The sequence below is a fragment of the Amycolatopsis sp. NPDC104863 genome (assembly GCF_055582965.1).
Genome location: NZ_JBVJOW010000003.1, coordinates 752328 through 776166 on the forward strand (window position 1 = coordinate 752328; position 23839 = coordinate 776166).

Genomic DNA, 23839 nt, shown 5'->3' on the forward strand with positions numbered 1-23839 from the left:
CCGGTCCGGATGTCTCGAAACGGTAACGAGAGCGCTGCGATCAGCGCGTTTACAATTCCGGCGCGGCTTCTTAGTATCCAGCGGGATCAGCGATGGGGTGGAGGTCGTGCATGACGCGCAGCGCGCGCAGGCGGCGGGACAGGGTGACGGTCGACGAACTGCTGCGGGAAGCCGGAGCGCGGCCGCGGAAACCCGGCTCACGGTCGGCCGAAGCGGCCGCTCGGCGCGGTCCTTCGCCCCAGCCGCGCGGCGCGGGCGGCCGGCTGGCCCTGGCCTCGGCGGTGCTCGTGGTCCTGGGCGGTTTCGCGCTGGCGCTGGCGACCCGGCCGGAGCCGGTCCCGGGGACCACGCGGTTCCCGCAGCTGCAGCCGGCCACGGGCGCCCCGACCTCGGCGATCGCCGTGCCGACCCGGACGACGACGCCGTCGCCGGTGGTGATGCACGCCCGGCAGACGCCCACGCCGACGCCGACGGTCACGATCGAGCTGCCGCCGCCGTCGGATCCGGTGACGACCGTGGTCGTGCCCCCACCGTCCACAACGGACTACTACCGGTGTTATCCGTACGGGTGCCGCGGGCACGGCACCCCGGTGCGCTGAGTTCCGCGGTCCAGGGAGGAAAGCGGTTCCCGGTGACCGGAACCCTTACCGCTCACCGGAACCCGCGAAGACCCCCTCACCGGCCCCGATGCCGGTGAGAGGGCCTCCGACAGCCCCACTACGGGTCTGTGTCAGCCGGTGTAGCCGGCGACGATCTTGGTGAACGCGTACTTGTCCTGCGAGATGCCGGAGCACTCGCCGCCGCCGCTGCAGTCGCGGTTGGTGGCCCAGAACGTGAAGCGGGCCAGGTGGTGGCTCGTCGCGTAACCGCGGATGGAGGTGAAGTTCGCGACCGTGACCGTCTCACCCGCGTTGTCGGTCTTGCCGTTCATCGAGGAGAGGCCGCTGTGCCGGTAGGCGGTGTCGTCGTTCCAGCCGAACGTGGTCTTGAGCTGGTTCTTCAGCCCGTCGACCGCGGACTTCGTCATGGCGGCCATGTCGCCGCCGCTGGAGAAGTCGAACGGCATGACCGACCAGACGTCGACGCCGGCGCCGATCGCCTTGGCCTGGTTGATCAGGCGCTTGCCCCAGGAGTCGGGGCCGGTCGTGGTGGTGCCGATGGTGATGACGACCTTGAGGTTCGGGTTCTTCTGCTTGGTCAGCTTGACCGCGTTGAGGATGCGGTCCTGCACGGTGTTGTTCTGGAACTCGTCGGTGTTCTCGATGTCCAGGTCGATCGCCTTCAGGCCGTAGGCGTCGATGACCTTCTGGTACGCGCCCGCGAGCGCCGAGGCCGACGTGCACTTCGAGCCCAGCTTCGTGCCGGACCAGCCGCCGAAGGAGGGGATCACGTCCCCGCCCGCGTTGCGGATGTTCTGGATCATCGTCTTGTCCGAGCCGGTCAGCGAGCGGCTGCCGTCCCACTTGGGGTTGCAGGTGCCGTCGGACAGCACGAACGCGAGGGTAAACGCTTTCACGCCGGATGCGGACATCGCCGCGGTCGGGCTGGTCTGCCCGCCCCACTGGTACAGGTACGGCGATGCGAGCACCGGGTCCACCGCGGCCATGGCCTGCGGGGCGAGACCCACGGCCGTCGCCATCGCGGCTCCGGCCGCGACCGCGAGGGTCACCAGACGGCGCACTGATTTCATAGGGGGGTCCTCCAATTGTGAGTGGAGCACCTCCGGTTTGAGGCGGCGGGATCATCCCGGGAGGAGCGCTGTGTGCCCCCACACAGTGGACTAGACCAATGTTGCGTGTCAACCCTTCTTCGGTCGGAAAAATGACCCACTGTGTGCGTTCGGCTCCCGAGCGTCCCGTCGCTCAGGGCGATGTGAGATTCCCCTGAAGGCGGAGTGACACGACGCCGCGTACCGGCTACTTTGCCGAAATGGTGGGGGATTCCACGGTCGCAGCCGGCGGGGGACGCCGCCCCGGCCGGTTCCCGCCCGCCGTGCTCCTGCAGCGGTGGGCGCTGTGGCGGCTGCCGCGCCGCGGCCAGGTCTGCTACCTCGTCCTGATCGACGTCCTCGCGGTCGCCGCCGTGGTCCTCGCCGCCGTCCGGTTCCCGCCGCTGACCACGATGCTGACGCCGTTCGCGCTGCTCCTGGCCGGGATGCTCGCCTCGGCGGAGCTCGCGCGCCCGGTGGAACGCCACCGCGAAGAGACCCTCCTCGGCCCCGGCGTCGACACGGCGTGGATCTTCGCCGGCGTCGTTGTGCTCCGGCCGGGTCTCGCCGTCGCGCTGATCGCGCTCTCGGCGCTGCACCAGTGGGTCCGGGTCCGGAGAAGACCCGTCTACCGGCAGGTGTTCGGCGCCGCGGCGACGGCGCTGGCCGGTCTGGTCGCCGGGGCGTTCCTCACCGCGACCGGCGTCCGGCCGTTCGGCACGGTCCTGGACACCCGCGCGGTCGCCCTGCTCGTCGTCGCCGGGGTGGTGTTCCTCGCCGTGAACGCCGCGCTCGTGACCGCCGCCGACGGCCCGCGCGGCCCCCGTGAAGCCCTGCCCGGACACGCTTTCGACGCCGCGATGACGACGTTCGGCCTGCCGCTGGCCTGGGCCGCCACCGCCGCGCCGCTGCTCGTGCCCCTGCTGGCCGGCGCCACCGTCGTGCTGCACCGCGGCGGGCTGGGCCGCGGCCGCCGCGAGCACGTCACCGTGGATCCCGGCACCGGCGTGCTGACCTCCGCGTCGTGGCGCGGCGCCGCCGAAGCCGAGGTCACGCGCCTCGGCCGGCACGGCCCCGGCCAGGCCGTGCTCCTGCTCGACCTCGACCACTTCCGCCAGCTCAACGACCGCTACGGCGCCCGGATCGGCGACGCGGTGCTGCGCGCGGTCGCCGACACCCTGCGCGACGAGGTCCGCGCCGCCGACCTCGTGGGCCGCTCCGGCGGTGAGGAGTTCGCGGTGCTGCTGCCCGGCACCGGCCGCTTCGACGCGATGGCGATCGCCGAGCGGATCCGGCTCCGGGTCGCCTCGACGCTGGTGGCGCTCAAGGCGTCCGGCGACGGGCCCCAGTTCGTCGGCGTGACGGTGTCGATCGGCGTGGCGGGCTGCGCGGCCGACGAGCCCCTGGCCGACGCGCTCCTGGCCGCGGAGGCGGCGTTGCTGCGGGCCAAGGCGGCGGGCCGCAACCGCACGATCTGCGCGGAGCCGGATCCGGGCTAGCTCATGGTGATCGCGTCGAGCTTCTCCCGCAGGTAGTCCGCCGCGATGACCTCGGGGTAGATCCGCCGGCCCAGCGGCGGCGCGAGCGAGGTGATCCGCGCGTCGTGGTCGGTCTCGTAGAAGAAGACCAGCGACATCAAGTCCTCGTCCGGCGCCGTCGCCGCCGGCGGGAGGACGCGGTGGCGGGTCGAGCGCCAGCGGTCACCCGTCCAGCGGGCCATCAGGTCGCCGATGTTCACCGTCAGCGCGTCGGGGTGGAACGGCGCGTCCTCCCACTCGCCGGCGGTGTAGACCTGCAGGCCGCCGACGCCGGCCTGGCGGTCGAGCACCGTCACGGTGCCGAAGTCGGTGTGCGGGCCGATCCGGAACTGGTCCGGCTCGGGCGCGCCGACGCGGGTCATCGGCGGGTACCAGTTGATGTTGAACGTGTACGTCGGGTGCGCGGTGTGCCGCGTGAAGTGGCTCTCGGCCAGGCCGAGCGCCGCCGCGAAGATCTCCAGCAGGTGGTCCGACAGCGCGCGCATCCGGCGCATGTACTCGGTGGCCGTCTCGGCGAGGCCCGGCACCTCGTCCGGCCAGACGTTGGGCTGGAACCAGAACCCGTCGACCTCGGCGACGCCGATCCGGGTGTCCGCGCCCGCCGAGTAGGACTCCTTGAGGTCCGGCGGGGTCTCGGTGCCCTCGGCGTAGCCGTTGGCCTCGACGCCCGGGGGCAGCCAGCCGCGGCCGCCGACGGTGACGGCGTAGCGCTGCTTGACGTCCTCCGGCAGCGCGAAGAACCGCCGGGCCAGGTCCCGGGTCCGGCGGCGCAGGTCGTCCGCGACGCCGTGCCCGGTGACCAGCAGGAACCCGGACTGCCGCAGCGCGCGGTCGACCTGCCCGGCCACCTCGGCCCGGCCATCGGAGGTGCCCGCGAACCACGGCGAAAGGTCCACGAGCGGAACGGATGACGGCATACCGGCTCCTCGCAAGCGCTGTGCTGGAAAGCACTGTCCTATCCGGACTTTTCGACCCCGATGTCCTCGAACCACAGGTCCGGGCGCGTGCTGATGAACTCCGTCATCAGCGCCGTGCACGCGGGGTCGTCGAGCAGGGTGATCTCCACGCCGAGGCCGGCCAGCCAGTCGTGCCCGCCGTGGAAGGTTTCCGCTTCGCCGATGACAACGCGCCCGATGCCGAACTGACGGACGAGCCCGGAGCAGTACCAGCACGGCGAGAGCGTGGTGACCATGATCGTGTCGCGGTAGTGCGGGCGCCGGCCGGCGTTGCGGAACGCCGAGGTCTCGGCGTGCATCGACGGGTCGTCGTCCTGCACGCGCCGGTTGTGCCCGCGGCCCAGCAGGGTGCCCGCGGTGTCGAAGAGGGCGGCCCCGATCGGCACGCCGCCCTCGGCCTTGCCCAGCTCGGCTTCTTCTCGGGCGACGGCGAGCAGGGCGCCAGGGTCGATCGGCATGCGCCACTCTTTCCGCCGGGGGCGGTGCCTGGCAAGTCTTTGACCGCACGGCTGCACCATCCGGCCGATCGAGGACCGGAACTGTCCGCGATGTCTGGCACACTGCCGACCATGTACGGCACTTCGGAACGCCTGCTCAGGCTGCTGTCACTGCTGCAGGCCCGGCGCGACTGGCCCGGCGCGGACCTCGCGACGCGCCTCGAGGTCGACGTCCGCACGATCCGCCGCGACGTCGAGCGGCTGCGGTCGCTCGGGTACCCGGTGCACGCGACACCGGGGGTGGCCGGCGGGTACCGCCTCGGCGCGGGCGCCGCCCTGCCGCCGCTGCTGCTGGACGACGACGAGGCCGTCGCGGTCGCGGTCGGCCTGCGCACGGCCGCGAGCGGCACGGTCAGCGGCATCGAGGAGACGTCGGTGCGCGCGCTGGCGAAGCTCGAGCAGGTGCTGCCGGCCCGGCTGCGGCCGCGGGTGGGCGCCCTGCAGGCGGCGACGGTGTCCCTGCCCGGCGGCGGGCCGACGGTCGACGCGTCGGTGCTGACCGCGATCGCGGCGGCCTGCCGTGACCAGGAGCGGCTGCGCTTCGGCTACGGCGACCGCTCCGGCGCCGAGACCGAGCGGTCGGTGGAGCCGCTGCGGCTGGTCCACACCGGACGGCGCTGGTACCTGGTGGCGTTCGACCTCGATCGCGACGGCTGGCGCACGTTCCGCGTCGACCGCATCACCGGCGTCCCGGCGCCGAGCTTCCGGTTCACCCCGCGCGAACCCCCGGCCGAGGACCTCGCGGCGTACGTCTCGCGGCAGATCTCGTCGGCGCCCTACCCGCACCAGCTCGTGCTGCGGGTCGCCGCGCCGGCGGAGGTGCTGGCCCAGCGCGTCCCGCCGACCAGCGGCGCGGTCGAGCCGATCGACGAGCACAGCTGCCGCGTGCGGACCGGGGCGAGCTCGCTCGACGCCGTGCCGTACTACCTCGCCCAGTGGGGTTACGACTTCGTGGTCGAGGAGGCCCCGCCCGGGCTGGTCGAGCGGCTGCGGGAGATCGCCGGCCGCTTCGCGCGGGCGGTCGGCTGAAAACCGGATGCCCTCGTCCCGGCCGTGGTGTGTGATCGGGGGCATGGGGATCTTCGTGGACGAGCCGGCCGTCGGAGGCCTGCGCGAGGCCGTGGCCGCGCTGCGCGAGTGGCAGGACGACGCGGCGCCGATGCAGCTGCACCCGGGAGACATCGGCTGGTTCTGGCGGTTCGGCGCGGAAGCGACGGCCGCGGCGGTCCGGACCTGGCGCTGCGACGGCCGGATCGTCGCCGTCGGGCTGCTGGACGAGCCCGGGCTGCTCCGGGTGACGTTCGCGCCGGACGCGCGGGGCGACGAGGACCTGGCGCGGCAGCTGGCGGACGTGCTGCCCCCGGGCAAGGTCAACATCGAGGCGCCGCGGGACGCGGTCGTCCAGGACCTGCTGCCGGCGGCCGGGTGGCAGGCCGACGAGCCGTGGACGCCGCTGCGTCGCTCCCTCGCGGAGCCGGTGGACGAGCCGGGCGTCCGGATCGAGGTGATCGAACCGGCGCGGGCGGGGGCGCACGCCGCGGTGGTGCGGGCGGCGTTCGCCAAGTCGACGTTCACCGAGGAGCGCTGGCACGCGATGGCGTCGGGCTCGCCGTACGCCGAGGCCCGGAGCCTGGTCGCGCTCGACGGCGGTGACGCGGTCGCGGCGGTGACGGTGTGGTCGGCAGGCGCGGGCAAGCCGGGGCTCGTGGAGCCGATGGGCGTGCATCACGACCACCGGGGGCGCGGGCACGGCAGGGCGATCACGCTCGCCGCGGCGGCCGCGCTGCGGGAGCTGGGCTCGTCGAGCGCCCTGGTCTGCACGCCGAGCGCCAACGTCGGTGGGGTCGCGACCTACGTCGCTGCGGGGTTCGAGCCGCTGGCCGAGGTCCGCGACCTGCGCCGGGACGCCTAGGTCTTTTCGATCCGCACCTGGTCGCTTTCGCCGTCGGACAGGAACTTCGCGAGCTCGGCGCCCTCCTCCGCGACGGCGCCACGGTCGGCCCGGCCGAGACGCCCCAGCGGCGTGACAGTCACGGTTCCGGCGTCGGTCTTCCACGTCGCGGCGACGCGGCCGTCGACCAGGACGACCCGCTCCCCGGCCACCGAGAGCAGGCGATGGGCGTCGTCGATGATGCGGCCGCGGTCGTCGTAGCCGAGGATCGCGTTGTCGAACGCCGGCAGGAACCGCACCGGGGCCGGGGTGTCCGGGTCGGGGCGCGGCGCGTCCGGCAGGTCCAGGAGCTCGCGGCCGCGCTCGTCGCGGAAGGCCACCAGCTCCTCGCGCACCGCCTTCACCGCCGCCGGCAACCCGGCCAGGCCGCTCCAGGCCCGCAGGTCCGCCGTGGCCGCCGGGCCGAACGCCGCCAGATAGCGCCGCACCAGGGCTTGTCCGACGGGGTCGGCGCCGTCCGGGGCCGGCGGGTCGACGTCGCGGCCGAGCCAGGCGGCCAGCGGCAGGTTGCGCACGCCGCCCTTCGTGCGCCACAGCCCGCGGGGCGGCAGCTGGGCCGTGGGGATCAGCGCGGCGATCAGCATCTCGCCGAGCGGCCGCGGCCCCGGCTCGGGCCAGCGGTCGCCGACGGCCCGCGCGATCTCGCCCATCGAGCGCGCCTCACCGTCGGCCAGCACGGCCCGGCCCGCCGCCGCGAGCTCGTCGAGGTCGACGCCGTCCAGCTCCCGGCGGTAGGTGCCGAGGACACGCTGGCGCAGCATGCCGTCGAAGCGAGAGCGCCAGGTCAGGACGTCGTCGGCGGTGAGCAGGTGGACGGTCCGGCGCATCAGGTGGGTCCGCACGACGCGCCGTCCGGTCAGCAGCTCCGACAGGCCAGCCGGGTCGAAGGCGCGCAGCCGGGACCACAGCCCGGCGAAGGGTTCCTGCGGTTCCTGCGCCTGCAGGCCGCAGAGGTGCGCGACGGCGTCGTGCGCGGACAGGTCGGCGCGGTCGAGCAGCAGCTGCCGGGCGAGCGTGGCGCGGTTGAGCGCCCGGGCGTCCAGAACGCTCACGTCGACTTCTGGCCGTCGAGCGTCTCGCGCAGGATGTCCGCGTGCCCGGCGTGCTGGGCGGTTTCGGCGATGACGTGCATCAGCACCCGGCGCACGCTCCGCTCTTCGTTCGGCGGGCTCCAGGGCGCCTCCGGCAGCGGGTGCTTCGCGGCCAGATTGGGCAAAGCGGTGATGATCTCCTCGCTGCGCTTCGCGACGTCCTCGTAGCGTGCGACGATTTCGGCCAGGGTTTCGCCGGGCAGCATCCGGAAGTTGTTCTGGTGGTCGATCGCCCATTGCGGGACCTCGCGAGCGGTCCCGGCAGCCATGTCCGCCCAGGTCACGCCGTCGGGGAGCGCAAAACTCAGCGCGGCCGGGCCGTCGACGACGAAGCGCAGCCAGCCTTCCTCGATGGCCGCGACGTGCTTGACCAGGCCGCCCAGGCACAGCGCGCTGACCGTGGGCCGGGCGCCGGCCTGCTCGTCGGTGAGCCCGTGCGTCGTCGAGATCAGGGCGGTCCGGGCAGTGGCGAGCTCGGCGATCAGGTCGGCTCGCTCGTCTTCGTTGTTCGGCATACGGCCACTGTGTCAGGAGAAGCGGGCAGGGTGTGTCCGCTATTGCGGGGGCGTCGCCGGAACCTCCGGGCTTCGCGGGTTCGACGCCGTGACCGACCGCTCAGTTTGTGACCTGAGTCTCAGGCTTCGCACCGAGCATCCGCAGCACGAGCTCGCCGTACTCCTTGCCGAGCGCGGTCGGCGTCTGCCGGGCCCGGTCGGTGTACCAGCGGGCGACGTCGACCCCGAGGGAGAGCACCGCGCGCGCCGAGATGTGCGGGTCGGAGACGGTGAAGACGCCATCGGCGGCGCCGGCGGTGATGACGTCGCGCACGATCCGCTCGATCCGCCGCCGCAGCTCGGCGACCACCTCGAACTCCTGCTCGGGCAGGGCCTGCAGCTCGTACTGCACGACCCGGGCCACGGTGTGGCGCCGGGCGTGCCAGGCCACGAAGTCCTCGACGATCAGCCGGATCCGCTCAACGGGATCCGACACCTTCGCGACAACGTTCTCCACTAGGGCGAGGGTCTGCTCGTGCCCGTACCGGCTGATGGCGAACAGCAGCGCGGCCTTGGACGGAAAGTGCACGTAGAGAGCGGCCGGGCTCATCCCCGCGGCGCCGGCGATGTCCCGCGTGGTGGTGGCGTGGTACCCCCGTTTGGCAAAGGCTTCGACGCCGGCCAGCATCAGCCGCCGAGCGGTCTCGGGCTGAACGTCCGGCCACAGTTCGGCCGACAGCGACATCGTCATCCGGTGATCCTCCCAGATCGCACCGCCCCGAGTGCCGGGCACGAGGGCCAGCCCCGATCGGCCCATTGTAAGCGGTTGCTTTGTACGCGAGTCTGGGGACATATCCCGGAAACGGGGATGTCATGCCGAAGAGGATAGCGCCGACCGGCCACGCTCGGTGACATCACGGGCCGGCAGCGTGTCGCCGACAAAGGGACCCGTCGCACGACACGGCTGGGGACTTGAGCAGCTCAGCTGACGGCAGTCTGGCCTTCCGATGGCTGCTCCGGCGCTTTGCCGGAATCGGCGGGATCCTGGTTTTCCGTTGGCTTCGCGGACGTGTCGCCGGGTTCAAGGAGCCACCACGCCTCGAACGATCCCGACAGCAGCAACCACACGCACGTCCCGGCGAGAAGCTGGAGTCCCCAGCCGCTGAACGAGCACCATGACGAGCCCCAGACCGCCGGCCAAGGCGGCACCGAGCCGCCACGGGTGATCGCCCATCGCCGTGATCATCGCGGTGAGAAGGGGAACGAAGAGCTCCAGCAGAGCAGCGACCGCGGCGACGCTCAGCAGAGTTCTGCCGCGCCACACCGATGATTTGACCTGCATCGAGAGGAACATGATCGAAAAGGCTGTGACAGCGACCTGAGCGGTGGTGGTGAAGAAGGTGTTCCAGTCAGGTGACATGCGGACCTGCGACGCGCGGCTGGTACGGAAAACGGCCGGCGAATGTGTGGTCCGGTCCACATCGCCGACTTCAGCGGCGCATCGCTGACATCTTCCTCGGGGATGTGCGGTTCGCAGAGATCAGACTGCGACTATTCGTCGCTGCCGTGCTCGCTCCTGGCGGCGGAGCTCGCTGTCTCTTGACCAAGGCTTTCAGCGCGAGAGGTTGCCGATGACCAGCGAGGCCACTTTTTCCGCCGCGCCGCGGGCGTCGTGGCTCCATGGCCCGGCGGGGTCGGGAGTGGAGTAACCGACGTAGACGTCGATGTCGATGAGGGTGTCGTCCCGGGCGCCGAGTTCGATGCTGCAGGTGTCCGTCCCGGTGCGGATGGAGGGCGGTGACTCGACGACGTAGGTGACGACCGCCGGGTAGGTGTCGATGGTGATGGGATCGAAGCGGTTCAGGCCGCCGGAGTGGCCACGCGCGCGCTCGGTGTAGAGGAATTTCAGCGTGGCGCCGTTGATCCAGACGCCGACGGAGGTCGTTTCGTCGAAGCGCGCGATGCAGCGATAACCGTTTTCGACCTGTTGCCGGCCGCCGACGAACCCGATCTCGTGCAGCTGGTCGAGGGAGAGTGCCTTGCACGGGTCGGCGTTGAGCCCGGCGACCTTCAGGCCGAAACCGGGGATGGGCGGCACGGACACCGACGGTTCGGGCGGCGGCGCGGGCCGAAGCTTCGGTGTGCAGGCCGCGGTGCCGGCGAGCAGCAGGACGGCGAGGACGGTGAGGTGTCGGCGGGTCACTGGTGGTCGGCTCCTGGCTTGACCCGGTAGCGGGCGGGGTCGTCGACGACTTCGGTGGTGGAGGCGAGGTCGGGGACTTGGGCGAAGTTCCTGCTGACCGCTTCGAGCGTGAAGATGGTGCTCGTCTGGGCGGCGATGCTGCTGAGCATCGACCCGAGGAGGGCGGAGCAGTCGTCCCAGAAAGTCTTGAAGGCGCTGTTGATGTCCTCGGCGATGTCGCTGAGCTTGAAGGGTGCGATCGGCGGGACGATAGTGGTCTCGAGGAAGGAGATCACGATCGAGCCCCCCAGCCTGGCGAGGTTGGACGCGCACCGCGCCAGGGCGAGCAGCAGATCCTTGTAGTTGTTGATGATCACGGTGGCGATCCGGGCGGTTTCGTCCATCAGCGCCTTCAGCGACGTCTGGTTCTGGCCGAGGACGGTCACGGCCATGCTCGTGTAGGAGTTGAACTGGTCGGCGGCGTCGCCGTGCCATCGCGCCTGCAGGTCCAGTTTGGCTTCGTTGAGCAGGTCGACTGCTCGGGTGATGGCATTGTTCTGGGCGAACTTGTCCCCGATGAGCAGGACTTTGCCGATGTCGCCGCCGATGAACACGCGCAGCGTGTCGAGCAGGTGGGTGATGCCGTGGGCGCCGATCAGCTCCGCGTACTGGCGGACCTGGGCGTCGGTGTCTTCGGGGTAGTGCAGGTTGTTCAGGTCGTCGAGGGTTTTCTGCAGTTCGGGGCTGGTCACCGGTCACCGCCTTCCAGCTTCTTGAGCCGTTCGAATTCGGCCTCGTCGCGGGTTTCGTAGTAGGTCGCCGCGGTGGCGAGGGCGTCGGCGAGGCGCTGGATCCGGTCGGCGTTGGTCGAGGTGGTGGAGCGCATCGCGCCGACGGCTTCGTTGAACTCGTGCACGGTGCCGCGGCCTTGGCGGCCGGGCATGAGCACGGTCAGGGTGCCGGGCAGCCCGAGGTCGTATTCGCCGAGCGCGGTGTCCTGCAGGTCGCGGTCAGCGAGAGCTTTCAGCAGGCCGGCGGCTTCGGCGACCTTGGCCGCGGTGGAGCGGAGCGCTTCGGGATAGACGTGGTAACCCTTGCCGGGCCCGGGGTCACCGGGGTTGACCGGGGTGATCGGGTCGAAGGTCATCGCAGGTGCTCCTTCGCGATCGCCGCGTCGAGAGTGCTCCGACGCCGCTGGGCGGCGTCGCGTTCGGCCTGCCGGATGCCGGTCAGTAGTTGGCGGGCGAGCGCTTCAGCGGAGTAGTTGCGCACCTCGTCGGGTTCGAGGTCGATCCGGCGCAGCTCGCCGGCGCCGCTGACGGTGATGGTGCCGAGCTCGCCCGGCAGCCGGATCTCGACGGGTGACGTCGCCACCCGCGAGGCGGTGGCGCGTACTTCGCCGACGGCCTCGTCGATCTCGCGGGCGAGGTTGTAGAGCTCGTCGTCGGTGCTCACCAGCGCCCCCGGTCGTCTTCGTCCTCGTCGGTGAGGAAGTCCAGCTCGGCGAAGTTCTCGTCGTCGACCGCCGCGCGCGACGGCGCGGGCGGGGGAGGCGGCGTTGGTGGCTGGGCGGGTGAGGCCGGCTGCCACTCGAGTTTGTCGTCGAGGACGGCACGCACCTGCGGTGCGGCGGATTCGAGGGCGGACCGCCGAGCCGCGGTGACCGCGATGACGACGAGGTTGCCGACTTCCTGTGGATGTGGGCCGCGGACGGCGGACTCGTCGATCGTGAGGTCGACCAGCTCGCCGTGCCCGGTGACCACGGCCTTGACGGTGCCGTCGGGTGATTTCCCTGGGTACCGGGTTGCGCCCAGCTGGGCGTCGAGTTCGGCGGCTTGCGCGCGCAGCTTGGTGACGTTCAGCGCCACGTTCGGTCCTCCCCTGACCACGGTGTGCTCCCCTTGCGGTGGTCATCCTAGGACGTCGTGGCTGCTCGGGTCGGTTCCGTGGTGCGGTGAGGCCGGTCCCGGTTCACTCGATCGGATCGACGGAGCTGTCGCGCCTGTCGTGATTGCCGAACGGGCCGTACTTCCGGAAGGACACGAGATCGCGGGCCAGGCCCGGCGGGCATTCGTCGGCCGGGACGATGCGGAGGGTGATGTTCCCCCGGTCGGCTTGCGCGCGGAGGTGCCTGACCTGCTCGGTTCGCAGCGAGGACGGACAAACGCCGAGCGCGGTCTCGCCGATGAGGAACGTATGGCGGCGTTGAAGGTCGGCGAGTGCGGTGCGTCGCGTGGGAGCGGTGAGGAAGCGCGCTTCGGCTGCTGCGGCATCGACGAGGGCGTGGTTGACCAAGGCAAGGTCGTATTCAGGGATGCGCAGGACGTCGGGGATGAGCGCTGGCGCCCAGCGGATCGTCTCGGAGGCGAGTTCCTCGTAGAAGCGGGCGAGAGCGACGTGGTCGGCGGGGCGGGCGTCGACGAAGCCGGGTTCTTCGGCGTGGCGGGCGAGGTTGAGGATGTCGGCAGACGTGGCGTTGCCGACGCGAAGGGCTCCCAGCGCCCGGACGACGTCGGTGACCCGCGCGGTGCGTCGCCGTTTTCCCAGGCCGAGAGGAGCTGTACTTCCGCAGCGCGAGCCCGACCGCGAGGGCCGCGGGAGCCACGATGTTCGATGACCGGCCCGAGACCTCGAACCCAAGCGGCACGGACCAGAACGGCCGCCGCGCGCACATCGACACCTACCGGATTCAGGCCCGCTAGTCGACCAAATATCGACCATATGCAGAGGGTTTCAGTTAAAGTGTCTGCTTATGCAAGGTTTACAGGTGTCCATTTGGGTTCCGATAGCTGTGGGTATCCTTGGAGTTATTGGCGTTCTGCTCGGGCAAGCAATCAACGTTTGGCGCGAAAATCGTAAGGTCTTACAGGAAGACTTACTCAAGCGAGCAGCCGGCTGGCGTGAGAAAAAGCTCGATATATACATTGACATACTCAACCTCTTTCAAGTCAGCGAGGATCTTGCGGATGAGATCGTCGGCAAGGCGGCTCTACATGAGGACGCCTTGACGGAAACCGATGTATTCCTCAGGAATATTGACCGAGTCAACGAGTTTCGCACGCAACTAAGTCTCTTCGTGCCGATTTCCGTCTATGAGTGCCACTTGGATGCGGGTAATTCACATGTAAGTTTTATCCGAAAATTTGTCTGGAAAATCGAAAATGCGAATGATTCTCACGTTGACCTCAGTGGGGAAATTTCCGAGATGAAAAAGGCGTACAGGCGCTTGCTGATCGAAATGCGAAAAGACCTCGGTATTACCGATCCGACTCGATGGGAGCTGTGGCGCGACCGCGCATAGATAACGCCGCTTCGCGGCTGTCAAACCTCTTGGAGAGCACCGACGACAACACTGAGGACGATTCGATCAACGACGCGCCCTGACCCCGGCCAGGAGTTCTTCCGCAAGGCCGCACGTAAGGTCGGGTTCTCGGCAGACGGGCATGTGCGGCGGTTCCGCCGGGACGGTTCACCGGATACGCGTCCGAGGGATGCGCGCAGGTGAAGAACTCGAGCCGGAGATCGGAGTCTGCTACGCCGACGCCGGTTGCTGCTTTGACCGCGAGCGCCGCGCGCCGCGCGCCGGAGAGTGTCAGCTGTCCGCTGACCGATGTCACCAGGTCCGGGTGCGGGACAACGAGCAGTGCTTGCGCAGCCAAGCCGGCAATGTCGGTTCTTGGCGGTTGCCGGTCGGCTGGGAGGCCAGGTTGCCGGGTCGGTCTACTGGTGCGTGCCGAGACGATCCCGGCGGAACCGGCAGGCGCTCCCGCTGCCGCGGCAGCGCCTGCTCCGGCCGAGGTCCTCGGGATGTCTCCGGCCGCGTGGGACGACCCTGCTGGGGTTGGTCGACGTGGTGTGTGCGGAGCTCGTCGGCCAACCGGATCGCGGGGCGGCGCGGCCGAAGCTGACGCTGGAGGCGATCCGCCGGTCGATCACGGCGGCCACGAACGCTCTGGAGAGCATCGGGTTCGTCGTCGACGAACCCGGCATCACCGTGCGCACCATCGGTGCCCTGCAAGACTGGCTCGGCACCAGGTGCCGGCGATCTGTGCGACCTGGTACGACCTGCGGCGCCCGGGGGTGTCCTCGCAGCGGGTTCCTCGCGCGACGCTCAGCACGCCACCGTCATTCGCGACGCGATGATCGCGGTGACATTTGCCATCGTTAACTGCCGCCCTCCGGATCTTGGTGTCCCTGGAGTCTGCTGATGTCGTCGCTCCACAAACTGCTAAGAGGAGTTTCCGTGCGGGACCTGCTTGCGTCAGCTGCCCGGCGCGACCAGAACTCGGCCTCGTCGGCGTCGCCTCGCGTGTGCAGTAGCACGCCGAGGTTGTGCATCGCGTCGGGATGGCCGGCATCGGCTGCCCGGCGGTACCAGTGTTCCGCCTCGATGACGTCGCCGCGCTCCCGCAGCACGCCACCGAGGTTGGACATGGCGCCGAGGTGCCCCGCGGCGGCTGCCTGCCGCCACCAGCTCTCGGACTCCGCGACTGCGTCACCGCGCTCGCGCAGTAACACTCCGAGGTTGTACATGGCGTCGAGGTTGCCGGCACTGGCTGCCCAGCGCGACCAATGCTCGGCGTCGGCGGTGCGTCCTTGCGCGTGCAGCACTATCACGAGATTGTGGGTCGCGTCGGCCTGGCCGGCATTGGCTGCCTGGTGATACCAGTGTTCCGCCTCGGTGACGTCTCCGTTGCGCCGCGCGTGCCACTCGCCCACGGCCCGCACGGGATCGCCGTTCTCGGCCACGTCCGTGGAGACGTAGCGCCGGCCGTAGTAGAGGTCGTCGTCGACTACGAGCGCGTGGAGTTGGACCGGTTTGAAGGCGGCGTTGCCCGCGCTCCGCTTCGGGTTCGACCGGGTTTCCGGCGAACGCCTCGACTTCCGCCTGGATCCGCAGCATCGTCTCGGCGATCTTCTCCGACGCCCACGGGTCGTTCATGGACGAGTTGAGCATGTAGTGGTCCGCGGTGAAGATCCCGTCGTAGCCGGCCAGCCGGCCGGTCGCCACCTGGCCGGCCAGGTGGCGGGTGTAGCCGCAGTAGAACTCCGCCGGCAGCGCCCGGCCTTCGGTGATCGGCTGCTGGTCGTCCGGGACGATCACCGGCAGCGCCCCCGCAGCACGCCCAGCACGGCCGCGCCCGGGTGCTCGGACCGCCACCGCGCGATGCACGCGCGCCGATCACGTGCCGCCGCCACCAGCCGGGACAGAGCTGCCGCGTCAGGATCCCGCGGTTTGGTAAAGGCTCCAGGTTGCGTCGTCGAAGTAGGGGCCGATGACCGCTGAGTCGTCGGTCGTGCTGGGGATGGAGCTGTTGACGCTGTTGACGGTGCCGAGCTGGGCTTGGACGTTGTAGCCGTCGAACCAGGGGCCGCCGCTGGCTCCCGCGGGGTAGCCGGCACAGTCGATGATGAGCTGGGTGTAGACGACGGGGAATCGCCGGCGGGACTGCCCGGTGCACGCGTGCTGGTGGATGCCGACGTAGGCGATCACCATCCGGCTGGCTTCGTAGTCCTGGTTGACCTCAAAGCCGTTGGAGCCGACCGCGTCCTGTACCTGTACTCCGTTTTCGTTCGGCTTGAGGACGACGAACCCGTAGTCGTAGTCGAGGTCCTGCTTGTAGGCCCAGCCTTCGTTGACCCAGCCGCGCACGCCCTCGAACTTGCCGTAGGGTGGCGGCGGCGGTGTCGGCAGCGACGGGGTCCAGCCCGGGACGAAGATGAAGCCGGTGTTGTAGGAACTCGCGCCTTTTCCCCACACGCAGTGGCCGGCGGTCACGACCACGTTGTGCTTGGGGCTGGTCACCACCGCCGCGGAGCACCTGCCCGTGCCGCCGCCGGGGGTGTCGTACAGCAGGACGCCGACCGTGCGGGCCGGCTCGGCGGCTGCCGCCTTCCCAGCCGGCATCGGTCCGCCCGGTCGTGTCGGCGCGACGCTCTTCGGCGTTCCGGGCGACGCGGAAACGGGGGCCGCGCCACCGATCGGAGCCGCGTCGGCGCCTCCGGAAAAGCCGGTCAACCCCAATGTGATCGTGATTGTCGCGGCAGCAACGGACAAAATGCGTTTTCTTTGGTTCAATTCTTCCCCCTGGATCGCGATGACCAATGAAGGCTATCAACGCGAAGAGTGAGCTCAAGGCCAAACGCTCCCAACGGCACCAAAGGCTGCACCAAAGTTCGCCGGGCCCTGCCTGCTCAAGCGCAGTCCTGACACCAGCGCAAGGCTGCGTGCCAGGTCGCGATCAAGGCCTCGTCGTCGGCGAAGCTGGGGGAGGCGCCGAGCGGGAGCCACGTCTGCTTCACCGGCTCGTTGTCTTCCAGGTGGATCACGCAGATTCCGCGATAGCGCAGAACCTCGGCGCCTCGTTCGTCGGAGATGCTGACTTCGCGGCTGGTGGGCACCAGCCGCGCTCGCCGTTCGCTCGTCACGCGCCTCCCTCTGCCCAGTTCATCGTCTACAGGAACATCGTGTACCGACCGTCACCTGTAACAGGTTTCCAGCGGTTGAAAGGCGCGTCTACCCCGGGTGAGGGATGGCCGGGCGGAGTCGCCGCGTCGCATGATCCTGTGGCCCGTGGTGTGAACGACTGCGATGTCCGACCTGCCGGAGCTGCTTCGAGCGGCGGTACGATCACCTGATGATCAGTCCCTCGACGGAGAACGATCTTCTGCTGGCGATGGTGGAGACGCTGGCCGGCGTCGATGTGGATGTGGAGCCGGCCCGGATCGCGTTCGAGGGAACGCGGGGCGACTTCGCAGTCCGGTTCGCCGCGGCGGTCGAAGCCCAGGCCGCGAGGCTGGCGAAACCCGAGGTGGTCATCGACATCCCGGACCGTCCGGAGGAACTGACCAAGAGCCAGCTGGCAGAGCTGGTCAGGCCGGCCAGGGTGGGGTTTCTGAAGTCGTATCCCACCAAAGCCGACCTTCTCGAACACCTGCGGCAGATCAGACGCCGCCAGGAACGCCGCCCGGCGTGGGTTCCCACCGTGGACCTCGCCGGCCACCCGATTCCAGCTGAGCCGGCTGAGGCCGACGAGTCCATAGCGCCGTTGACCTCGTCAACCGTCACGGGCTTCCCGGAGCTGGGCGAGGTCACCGTCGAAGTGCCGACGGATGGTGAGGACCGGCCGGAGCTCGCCGTCGTGCCTGGAGGCGTAGGCGAACTCGAGATGGTCCTGCACGCTCTCCTGGGCATCGGCGGCGGGGAGGGCGCCCGCGGGCACGTGCGGATCGACGCAACGGCCAACGAGGCACTCGTGCCGGATGAGGTGTGCTGGTGGCCGCGGGAGGCGACCGAGCCCGTTGCCGCCGTCGACGACACGGGCGTGGCCAGCGAGATGCTGGCCACCAGCGCGACTCTGGGCGGGGTGCCGGTGCTCGAGGGCTCGGTCGAAGCGGTCGCGCGGGCGTTGGCATCGGCGGGGGACTGGCGGTTCAGCCGCCAGTGGCGGCTCGAGAGCTGGGATCCGTCCGTGGATGCCCGGGTGCTGGCGACCGCGCGCGCCGCACTGGCCGGCTGGGCGGACGAGGAAGGCAGCGGATTGGTGCTTCATGTGGGAGGCGGAGGATTCCACGCTCACGAAGGAGTTCTCGGAGAGCCTGGGGTTCTCCACGGCTATCTCCTGTGCGTCATCAGATCCGGCAGGGGGAACGACACGATCGACACCGTGCACCGGGTGACACTTTCGTGTCCGGGTGAGTTCTGGTGCCACCGTGGCGGCTGCACCGAGGACGACGTGCCGGAGTTCGACTCGTTGCTGCTGTCGCTCGCCGAAGCCGGGAACACGGCGGACGCCGCAACGAACGCGGATGACGTCCGGGCGGACTACCTCCGGTTGTACGGAGCCGTGGGGTTCGCCGAGTACGCAGATGCCGTGCTCGACGTCGCGGGCATGACGCTTTCCGCCATGGGCTGGATCGAGCTCGATCGCTCGACGTGGGAGGGCGGCCTGGAGGAGATGCTCCTGCGCAAGGCTAACCACTGCCTGACCGTGCTGTACGACCCGGTCACCCGCCGGCTGCGACTGGCCGACGGCAAGCCCGGCCTGGAGTCCACCCTGGATCTGCTCGCCGATGACGGCGTGCTCATCAGCGATGACGGCATGGAACGGGTGGATACGGGCGCCGAAGCGGTCGAGCGGTGGGACGACGACGTGCTGACCGCCGCGCAGGATCTTCTCCGGGGTGCGATCAAGGAGCTGCCGCAGCCGGACGAACCGGTCGAAGGCACCGTGCTCGGTCTGCACCCGCACGCAGACGGAAACCTGCGCGGGCCTGCCGCGGCTACCCTGGCGGAGAAACAGGTCACCATCCTGCTCCGGACGATGGGGCTGCTCGACGATGCGAAGCCGGTGGCGCGTGCGGAGGCATGAACGACCGCGCCCGGCGTCGGGAGGGTGACCGCGAGGAGGACGCACGTGTTCGGACTCAGCCTGGATCACCTGCTGATCCTGCTGGTCGCCGGCCTGTTCATCGTCGGACCGGAACGGCTTCCGGAGTTCGCGCGCTGGCTTGCCCACCTTTACCGTGAGTGCCCAGGAACGGCTGCAGGACGAGCTCGGCCCGGAATTCACGCAGCTGCGTAAACCGCTGCAGGATCTGCAGTCCGGCCGATGTCGCTGATCGAGATCATCTTCAGGGCGATGCCGTCCGGCAGCGGCAGCCTCAGCACGATCGTTCCGTCCTCCAGGCTCGGCGCCATCACGGTCGCGAAGTTCTCCATGAAGGCGGCCGGGCGAATCATCGTGGCCCGCAGGCCGGAAACCGAGTTGAACACGACGTGCGGCACGTGTGCCGCGGCCGCCGCATCGACGAGGGCGGTGCCCCGGATTTCCTCCTCGAGGCTGTTCGCCTCCCCAACGGGACACCCGCGGCACGAAGACGCGCTCGTGTCGTATCGGCGAGCCACGACGGTGCATGAGGATGCCGTTGTCCTGGATCGGCCGGCCCGGTCGCTCGACGGAACCGGCGCGACGTTCCGGGAACTGGGCCGCCCGGCCGGCGCCATTCCGTTCCCGCCGGCAGGCGGTCAAGGTGGCCCGCGACAGCGATTCGCCGTGGTGTCAGGGGTGGTTCTCGACCACCTCGCCGAGTCGTTGACGGCAGCAGGCGAGTACGCCGAGGCCGTCGAGGTCCGGCGGGCGGCGGCCGGTCAGCTCGCTCGCCTCGGCTACGTGAAGCCACCGGCCTTCCCGGCTCGAGTGTCGTGACCACGGGCCGTGATGCGTCGGGCGCTGGTCTGCTGATGCTGTTCGGTCACCGACGACCGTCAAAAGCTGATGTTGCCGTGAATGTCACCGGCCTGCACCACATTGCCGGTGACGGTGCCCGCACCTGGTTGTCTACACCACCGTGGGTGATCGACAGCTTCTGCCACTCCTGGCCTGGTCGCCGGACTCGTGTGGAACACGCGAAGCACCCAGCGAAGGGGAGCCGTGGAACCTCACCGGCGTGGACGAAGCCCAGTGCGGATCTTGATGGAGCCTGCCGCCTTTCGCGGACGTGGGGGCGTGGGCCAAAGAGCGTCTCGACCGCGAAGCTCAGGCGTGGTCGCAGGGATGTGCCTCCGTTGCAAAGGAAGATGCGTGGTGCTGAGCTAACGAGCGATGACGAGCCTTCCTCGTCAGTGCGGTTGCGTGGCCTGCCAGAAGTCGCACTGGTGGGTGGCCGAGGTGTCGTTGGCGCGGGTTGCGTTGGGTGCCAGGGCGAGAACGGAGCTGGAGTCCGGTGTCATGGCCGGCATATCCGGTGCACCTGGCGCGGTCGGCACGCCGGTGCGGGCGAAGCTGCTCCAGTAGCCGATCATCGTGTCGGCCAGCTGGGCCTTCGCCGGGTCGGTCACCAGGTTGCGTCCGCCGAGGTCGAACAGGAACGGCAGGTCCGTGGCGTGGGCGGCGCCGCCCTGGGGAAGGCCGGGGACGACGTTGCCGTTGATGTTCGGCGGGTTCGGGTCGGCGAACTCGTAGCCGTACACCTTCGTCTTCGCGGCCATCGCGCGGTTGCCGGACAGCGTCTGGCAGCCCCAGGTGCTGTCGGAGGTCACCTTGGCCCAGGCCGCGGGCGCCGACGGGAACCTGCTCAGCGGGTAGCGCGCCAGCACCTGCGGCGCCGCCGCGCCGTAGGCGGCCTGGACCAGCGCCGGGTAGGTCGCCGCGGTGATCGTCGTCGGGTCGGCCGCGATGTCTCCGGCTACGAACGCGTTGTGCTCGTCGCGGTTTCCGCCCGACAGCACCGGAACGTCGGCGACCTTACCCGCCCGCAGCGCGTCGGCGGGCGCCTCGGGCAGCAGGTCCGTGCCGTAGGTCAGGCCGTTGGAGAAGTCCGTGTTGAGCTTCGTCAACGCGGACACCGGCTGCTTGCGCAGGCACTCGATCGGATCGGAGCCGGTGCAGCCCAACGTCTTCGCGGCCGCGTCGCCGCGTTGTTCGGTGACGGCCAGCGGCTTGTACGGCGTGTCGGCGGGCAGTCCCGGGTAGATGACACCGGCGGGCCAGTTCAGCAGGCACGAGCCCGAAGAGATGGCCACCCGTTGCGCGAGGCCCTTGGCCGCCGGGGAGGTCAGGAACGCGCAGGCGGACATGCCGCCCGCGGATTCCCCGAACACGGTGACGTTGGCGGGGTCACCGCCGAACGCGGCGGCGTTCTGCTTCGCCCACCCGGTGCCCGCGATCTGGTCGGCGAGCCCGAAGGTGCCGGAGCCGGCGAGGCCGGGCAGTCCGAAGTAGCCGAACACGCCGAGCCGGTAGTTCACCGTGACCACGATGACGTTGCCGCGTGAGGCGAGGCGTTGCGCGTCGTAGGCGGCACCGGAGCCGGAGGTGAAGCCGCCGCCGTGCCACCACACCATCACCGGCAGCTTCGCGCCGGCCGGCATCCGGCGGGGTGTCGTCACGTTGAGGAACAGGCAGTCCTCGGCGGTCGAGGGTTCGGCCCCGGGCAGCGTGGACGCCTGCGCGCACGCCGCCCCGGGTTTGGTCGCTTCGACGACGCCCGGTGCCGCAGGCGCGGGTTGGGGTGCCTGCCAGCGCAGCGCCCCGACCGGGGGCTGTGCGTAGCGCACACCGAGAAATTCCCTGGCGGTGGGTGTGTTCAGGCCGTGCAGGCTGCCGCTGGTGGTCTGCACGGTCAGCGGTGAGTCCTCGGCGGCCGGAGTGTCGGGAGTGGACGAACACGCCGCGAGTGTGCTCGCCAGCGCGGCCAAGGCTACGGAAAAGGGTGCGGTGGTGCGTTTCACGTGTCCTCCTTGCGGGTGGCGGCATCCAGCGTGCGCAGCAGTTCGCCGCGTACGTGGTCAGCTCGGCTGCCTCGGGAGAGGTGTCCCGCAGCTGCGTCGAGCGCCGCGCGGACGGTGGACGCCATGAGGTCGGCGTCGAAGTCACGGAACTGACCGTCGCGTTGTCCCGCGAGCAGGACCTCCCGGACGTCGGTCATCTCCTGGTTGTGCGCCGCGGTCTGCGGACGGGTCGGAGCATCGGTGTGCCGTGCGGCGCCGAAGATCTCGCCGAGCGCGGCGACGTGGTTCGGGTAGGCGGCGTAGAAGTCCACGCTGCCTCCGATGAACGCCAGCAAGGCGTCCCGCGGGCTTTCCGCGGCGGCAACGGCCGGTCCCACCTCGCGGACACCGAGCTCGTACACGGTCTGCAAGACCTGGTCGATCAGGTCGGCACGGTCCCGGAAGTGGTGGGTCAGCACGCCTCTGCTGACGCCCGCGTGCTGCGCGATCACGACCGTGGAGGCGTTCTCCAGGCCGTCACGCGCGATCACCTCGATCGCGCACTCGACCAGCTGGGCCCGCCTGGCCGCGCGGATGAACGAGGGCCGCTTGGTGCGATCGGTCGGCTCGCCGGCTGCTGCCATGGGCTCACCATACAGGCCTATTCGGAATCGAACAGCCCTGTTCGTAATCTCGTGTCCCCGGCGGGAGCTACGTCAGGCCCGCGGGGGAGCGCACCACGGTGAGAGTCGCGGGACCGACTCGCAGGATTCCGTCATCGAGAGGGGCGCAGCGCACGCCGCCGCGCCCGCGGAGGCCGCGGAACGCGCCGGGCGCCAGCACCACGTCCATCCAGGCGCACGGGTGGGCCGGGCGGTAGGCCTGGAAACGGACTTCGCCCGCCCCCGAGTCGAGGCCGAAAACGGCTCCGGTTCCGCCACGCGGCGCGGCCAGCTCGTCAACGGGAAACCCGCGAACGACGATGTTGCGTCGCGCCAGGTGCGGATCGGGCACCACGTCGAGCCCGAGGACGTCGAGCGACTCGGCGGCGAAGAGGGTGACGGCGGCGCGGCGGTGGGCGGGCTGGTTGAAGTACCGGTCGCCGACGATCCCGAGCGTCGCGCGCACGGCCACCTCGGTGCGCTCGACGGGTTCCGGGTCGGGCCGCGGGCCGTCCGCAGGACGGCCTTCGAAGGCGTGTGCGGAGGAGACCAGCAGCGCGACGATCTCCACCGGGGCCGAGATCGTGCCCGGCGTCCTCACTGCCCGTCGGTGTCGCTGGTGAACAGGGTGCGGTAGTCGCCGTAGCCCGCGTCTTCCAGGTCGTCGAGGTGGATGAACCGCAACGACGCGGAGTTGATGCAGTAGCGCATTCCGCCCTGGTCGAGCGGGCCGTCGTCGAAGACATGGCCGAGGTGGCTGTCCCCGTGGAGTGAACGGACCTCTGCGCGGATCATCCCGTGGCTGAAGTCCTCCCGCTCGACGACGTTCGACTTGACGATCGGCTTGGTGAAGCTCGGCCACCCGGACCGGCTGTCGTACTTGTCGACCGAAGCGAACAGCGGCTCGCCGGACACGACGTCGACGTAGATCCCCGGCTCGTGGTTGTCCCAGTACGCGTTCGCGAACGGACGTTCCGTGCCGTCCTGCTGGGTCACGCGGTACTGCTCCGGAGCCAGCTGCGACACGGCGTCCGGACTCTTGTGGTACTTGGCCTGCTGGGACACAGCTCTCCCTTCCCCGCCTTGCGGCGCGAAGCTGGGGCGCCAGGTGAAACGCACCTGGACGCACAGCTGTACAGACGTGCGGCGTACCCGCTCTATTCCGACAGGCGGCCGTTCGTCACCAGGCCCTCCCCGCCGCACCGGGCGTCCGGGGACGCCCGGCCGGGTGTTCCCGGACGGACGCCCCCGCGCCCGAACGGCCCGTCGCCTGGGATGAACGGCGAGCCGTCGGCTGGGAGGCCGGTTTTCCGGCGGGTGTCGTCAGTTCCGTTCGTACGCGCCGATGTCGTAGCCCGCGCCCGCCGGGCGGTTGTGGTCGGCCGTGAACGGCCCGGCGACGACGTTGTTGCGCAGCACGTTCGTCCGGCGAACCGGTCGGCATCGATCACGAGGGATCTTTTTGCCTTGCCGGTGGAGAGGTTGTCGAAGACTCGCACCGAGGACGGCAGCCGGCCTTCGGAGTAGTCCTCGACCGCGAGTCCGATG

At 70.0% G+C, this 23839-nt stretch carries 28 protein-coding genes and 1 pseudogene; 9 read left to right on the forward strand and 20 right to left on the reverse strand.

All coding sequences use genetic code 11. From position 1 onward, the window contains the following. Nucleotides 1–110: 110 nt before the first annotated feature. A complete protein-coding gene (locus ACZ63J_RS20175) occupies nucleotides 111–599 on the forward strand; it encodes a hypothetical protein (protein ID WP_465408232.1) in 489 nt (162 codons plus the stop codon). Nucleotides 600–730: 131 nt separating this feature from the next. On the opposite strand, the gene ACZ63J_RS20180 is transcribed toward ACZ63J_RS20175, so the two are convergent. Beyond that, complete coding sequence (locus ACZ63J_RS20180; RefSeq protein ID WP_465408234.1) at nucleotides 731–1690, reverse strand: chitinase; 960 nt, start codon at nucleotides 1688–1690, stop codon at nucleotides 731–733. Nucleotides 1691–1929: 239 nt separating this feature from the next. Here ACZ63J_RS20180 and ACZ63J_RS20185 point away from each other — a divergent pair, with 239 nt between their 5' ends. Next, nucleotides 1930–3207 carry a GGDEF domain-containing protein gene (locus tag ACZ63J_RS20185; protein WP_465408236.1) on the forward strand — a complete coding sequence of 426 codons (1278 nt, stop codon included), beginning with the start codon at nucleotides 1930–1932 and terminating at the stop codon, nucleotides 3205–3207. Here the strand turns inward: ACZ63J_RS20185 and ACZ63J_RS20190 are convergent. Together ACZ63J_RS20190 and ACZ63J_RS20195 are read right to left on the reverse strand one after the other, a co-directional pair. Beyond that, on the reverse strand, nucleotides 3204–4163 hold the full coding sequence (locus tag ACZ63J_RS20190) for an isopenicillin N synthase family dioxygenase (RefSeq protein WP_465408238.1): 960 nt from the start codon (nucleotides 4161–4163) through the stop codon (nucleotides 3204–3206). The genes ACZ63J_RS20185 and ACZ63J_RS20190 overlap by 4 nt on opposite strands. Before the next feature lie 38 nt (nucleotides 4164–4201). Continuing rightward, on the reverse strand, nucleotides 4202–4660 hold the full coding sequence (locus ACZ63J_RS20195; RefSeq protein ID WP_465311264.1) for a nucleoside deaminase: 459 nt from the start codon (nucleotides 4658–4660) through the stop codon (nucleotides 4202–4204). A 111-nt stretch (nucleotides 4661–4771) separates the two neighbouring features. On the opposite strand from ACZ63J_RS20195, the gene ACZ63J_RS20200 reads away from it, so the two are divergent. Together ACZ63J_RS20200 and ACZ63J_RS20205 are read left to right on the forward strand one after the other, a co-directional pair. Then, nucleotides 4772–5728: a helix-turn-helix transcriptional regulator gene (locus ACZ63J_RS20200; protein ID WP_465337627.1), complete on the forward strand. Its 957-nt coding sequence runs from the start codon at nucleotides 4772–4774 to the stop codon at nucleotides 5726–5728. 43 nt (nucleotides 5729–5771) lie between these two features. Beyond that, on the forward strand, nucleotides 5772–6611 hold the full coding sequence (locus ACZ63J_RS20205; protein WP_465408240.1) for a GNAT family N-acetyltransferase: 840 nt from the start codon (nucleotides 5772–5774) through the stop codon (nucleotides 6609–6611). Here ACZ63J_RS20205 and ACZ63J_RS20210 read toward each other — a convergent pair. The 10 genes from ACZ63J_RS20210 to ACZ63J_RS20255 form a co-directional block, all read right to left on the reverse strand. After that, nucleotides 6608–7702: a winged helix DNA-binding domain-containing protein gene (locus tag ACZ63J_RS20210; RefSeq protein ID WP_465408242.1), complete on the reverse strand. Its 1095-nt coding sequence runs from the start codon at nucleotides 7700–7702 to the stop codon at nucleotides 6608–6610. The two genes, ACZ63J_RS20205 and ACZ63J_RS20210, sit on opposite strands and share 4 nt — an antisense overlap. Beyond that, nucleotides 7699–8256 (reverse strand): DinB family protein, encoded by a 558-nt coding sequence (locus ACZ63J_RS20215; protein WP_465408244.1) that lies wholly within the window; start codon nucleotides 8254–8256, stop codon nucleotides 7699–7701. The genes ACZ63J_RS20210 and ACZ63J_RS20215 overlap by 4 nt, the downstream gene beginning before the upstream one ends. A 100-nt stretch (nucleotides 8257–8356) precedes the next feature. Further along, a complete protein-coding gene (locus ACZ63J_RS20220) occupies nucleotides 8357–8986 on the reverse strand; it encodes a TetR/AcrR family transcriptional regulator (RefSeq protein WP_465408246.1) in 630 nt (209 codons plus the stop codon). Between the two features lie 330 nt (nucleotides 8987–9316). Beyond that, on the reverse strand, nucleotides 9317–9715 hold the full coding sequence (locus ACZ63J_RS20225) for a hypothetical protein (protein WP_465408248.1): 399 nt from the start codon (nucleotides 9713–9715) through the stop codon (nucleotides 9317–9319). Nucleotides 9716–9847: 132 nt separating this feature from the next. Beyond that, the gene (locus ACZ63J_RS20230; RefSeq protein WP_465408250.1) at nucleotides 9848–10438 is read right to left on the reverse strand and encodes a DUF3558 family protein; all 591 of its coding nucleotides are present in this window, start codon (nucleotides 10436–10438) and stop codon (nucleotides 9848–9850) included. Then, nucleotides 10435–11169, reverse strand: a complete 735-nt coding sequence (locus tag ACZ63J_RS20235; protein ID WP_465408252.1) for a hypothetical protein — start codon at nucleotides 11167–11169, stop codon at nucleotides 10435–10437. The genes ACZ63J_RS20230 and ACZ63J_RS20235 overlap by 4 nt, the downstream gene beginning before the upstream one ends. Continuing rightward, nucleotides 11166–11564, reverse strand: coding sequence for a hypothetical protein (locus ACZ63J_RS20240; RefSeq protein WP_465408254.1), 399 nt, complete (start codon nucleotides 11562–11564; stop codon nucleotides 11166–11168). The genes ACZ63J_RS20235 and ACZ63J_RS20240 overlap by 4 nt, the downstream gene beginning before the upstream one ends. Then, on the reverse strand, nucleotides 11561–11872 hold the full coding sequence (locus ACZ63J_RS20245) for a YbaB/EbfC family nucleoid-associated protein (protein ID WP_465408256.1): 312 nt from the start codon (nucleotides 11870–11872) through the stop codon (nucleotides 11561–11563). The genes ACZ63J_RS20240 and ACZ63J_RS20245 overlap by 4 nt, the downstream gene beginning before the upstream one ends. Continuing rightward, nucleotides 11869–12285: a YbaB/EbfC family nucleoid-associated protein gene (locus ACZ63J_RS20250; RefSeq protein ID WP_465408258.1), complete on the reverse strand. Its 417-nt coding sequence runs from the start codon at nucleotides 12283–12285 to the stop codon at nucleotides 11869–11871. The genes ACZ63J_RS20245 and ACZ63J_RS20250 overlap by 4 nt, the downstream gene beginning before the upstream one ends. 103 nt (nucleotides 12286–12388) lie before the next feature. Further along, entirely contained in the window at nucleotides 12389–13057 is a 669-nt protein-coding gene (locus ACZ63J_RS20255; protein WP_465408260.1) for a Scr1 family TA system antitoxin-like transcriptional regulator, read from the reverse strand. Between the two features lie 127 nt (nucleotides 13058–13184). Between ACZ63J_RS20255 and ACZ63J_RS20260 the strand changes: the two genes are divergently transcribed. Continuing rightward, nucleotides 13185–13718: a hypothetical protein gene (locus ACZ63J_RS20260; RefSeq protein WP_465408262.1), complete on the forward strand. Its 534-nt coding sequence runs from the start codon at nucleotides 13185–13187 to the stop codon at nucleotides 13716–13718. Nucleotides 13719–14581: 863 nt separating this feature from the next. Here the strand turns inward: ACZ63J_RS20260 and ACZ63J_RS20265 are convergent. After that, complete coding sequence (locus ACZ63J_RS20265; protein ID WP_465408263.1) at nucleotides 14582–15166, reverse strand: tetratricopeptide repeat protein; 585 nt, start codon at nucleotides 15164–15166, stop codon at nucleotides 14582–14584. Between the two features lie 472 nt (nucleotides 15167–15638). After that, on the reverse strand, nucleotides 15639–16223 hold the full coding sequence (locus ACZ63J_RS20270) for a trypsin-like serine peptidase (RefSeq protein ID WP_465408265.1): 585 nt from the start codon (nucleotides 16221–16223) through the stop codon (nucleotides 15639–15641). Between ACZ63J_RS20270 and ACZ63J_RS20275 the strand changes: the two genes are divergently transcribed. Further along, nucleotides 16210–16548: a hypothetical protein gene (locus tag ACZ63J_RS20275; protein ID WP_465408267.1), complete on the forward strand. Its 339-nt coding sequence runs from the start codon at nucleotides 16210–16212 to the stop codon at nucleotides 16546–16548. The two genes, ACZ63J_RS20270 and ACZ63J_RS20275, sit on opposite strands and share 14 nt — an antisense overlap. A gap of 64 nt (nucleotides 16549–16612) precedes the next feature. Here the strand turns inward: ACZ63J_RS20275 and ACZ63J_RS20280 are convergent, their stop codons facing one another. Beyond that, nucleotides 16613–16846, reverse strand: coding sequence for a hypothetical protein (locus tag ACZ63J_RS20280; RefSeq protein WP_465408269.1), 234 nt, complete (start codon nucleotides 16844–16846; stop codon nucleotides 16613–16615). A 209-nt stretch (nucleotides 16847–17055) separates the two neighbouring features. Here ACZ63J_RS20280 and ACZ63J_RS20285 point away from each other — a divergent pair, with 209 nt between their 5' ends. The 3 genes and pseudogenes from ACZ63J_RS20285 to ACZ63J_RS20295 all read left to right on the forward strand — a co-directional run bounded on the left by ACZ63J_RS20285 (nucleotide 17056) and on the right by ACZ63J_RS20295 (nucleotide 19626). Next, nucleotides 17056–18789: a hypothetical protein gene (locus ACZ63J_RS20285; protein WP_465408271.1), complete on the forward strand. Its 1734-nt coding sequence runs from the start codon at nucleotides 17056–17058 to the stop codon at nucleotides 18787–18789. 45 nt (nucleotides 18790–18834) lie between these two features. Beyond that, a pseudogene (locus ACZ63J_RS20290) lies at nucleotides 18835–19030 on the forward strand (twin-arginine translocase TatA/TatE family subunit); the annotation flags it as partial. Further along, the gene (locus tag ACZ63J_RS20295; RefSeq protein ID WP_465408273.1) at nucleotides 19030–19626 is read left to right on the forward strand and encodes a hypothetical protein; all 597 of its coding nucleotides are present in this window, start codon (nucleotides 19030–19032) and stop codon (nucleotides 19624–19626) included. The pseudogene ACZ63J_RS20290 and the gene ACZ63J_RS20295, both read left to right, overlap by 1 nt. Before the next feature lie 413 nt (nucleotides 19627–20039). Here the strand turns inward: ACZ63J_RS20295 and ACZ63J_RS20300 are convergent, their stop codons facing one another. The 4 genes from ACZ63J_RS20300 to msrB form a co-directional block, all read right to left on the reverse strand. Then, entirely contained in the window at nucleotides 20040–21650 is a 1611-nt protein-coding gene (locus ACZ63J_RS20300) for a carboxylesterase/lipase family protein (RefSeq protein ID WP_465408275.1), read from the reverse strand. Then, nucleotides 21647–22273, reverse strand: a complete 627-nt coding sequence (locus ACZ63J_RS20305; RefSeq protein ID WP_465408277.1) for a TetR/AcrR family transcriptional regulator — start codon at nucleotides 22271–22273, stop codon at nucleotides 21647–21649. Before ACZ63J_RS20305 ends, ACZ63J_RS20300 begins: the two co-directional genes overlap by 4 nt. A 67-nt stretch (nucleotides 22274–22340) precedes the next feature. Further along, a complete protein-coding gene (locus tag ACZ63J_RS20310; protein ID WP_465408279.1) occupies nucleotides 22341–22892 on the reverse strand; it encodes a molybdenum cofactor biosysynthesis protein in 552 nt (183 codons plus the stop codon). Then, on the reverse strand, nucleotides 22889–23356 hold the full coding sequence (msrB, locus tag ACZ63J_RS20315; RefSeq protein ID WP_465337600.1) for a peptide-methionine (R)-S-oxide reductase MsrB: 468 nt from the start codon (nucleotides 23354–23356) through the stop codon (nucleotides 22889–22891). The genes ACZ63J_RS20310 and msrB overlap by 4 nt, the downstream gene beginning before the upstream one ends. Nucleotides 23357–23839 lie beyond the last annotated feature (483 nt).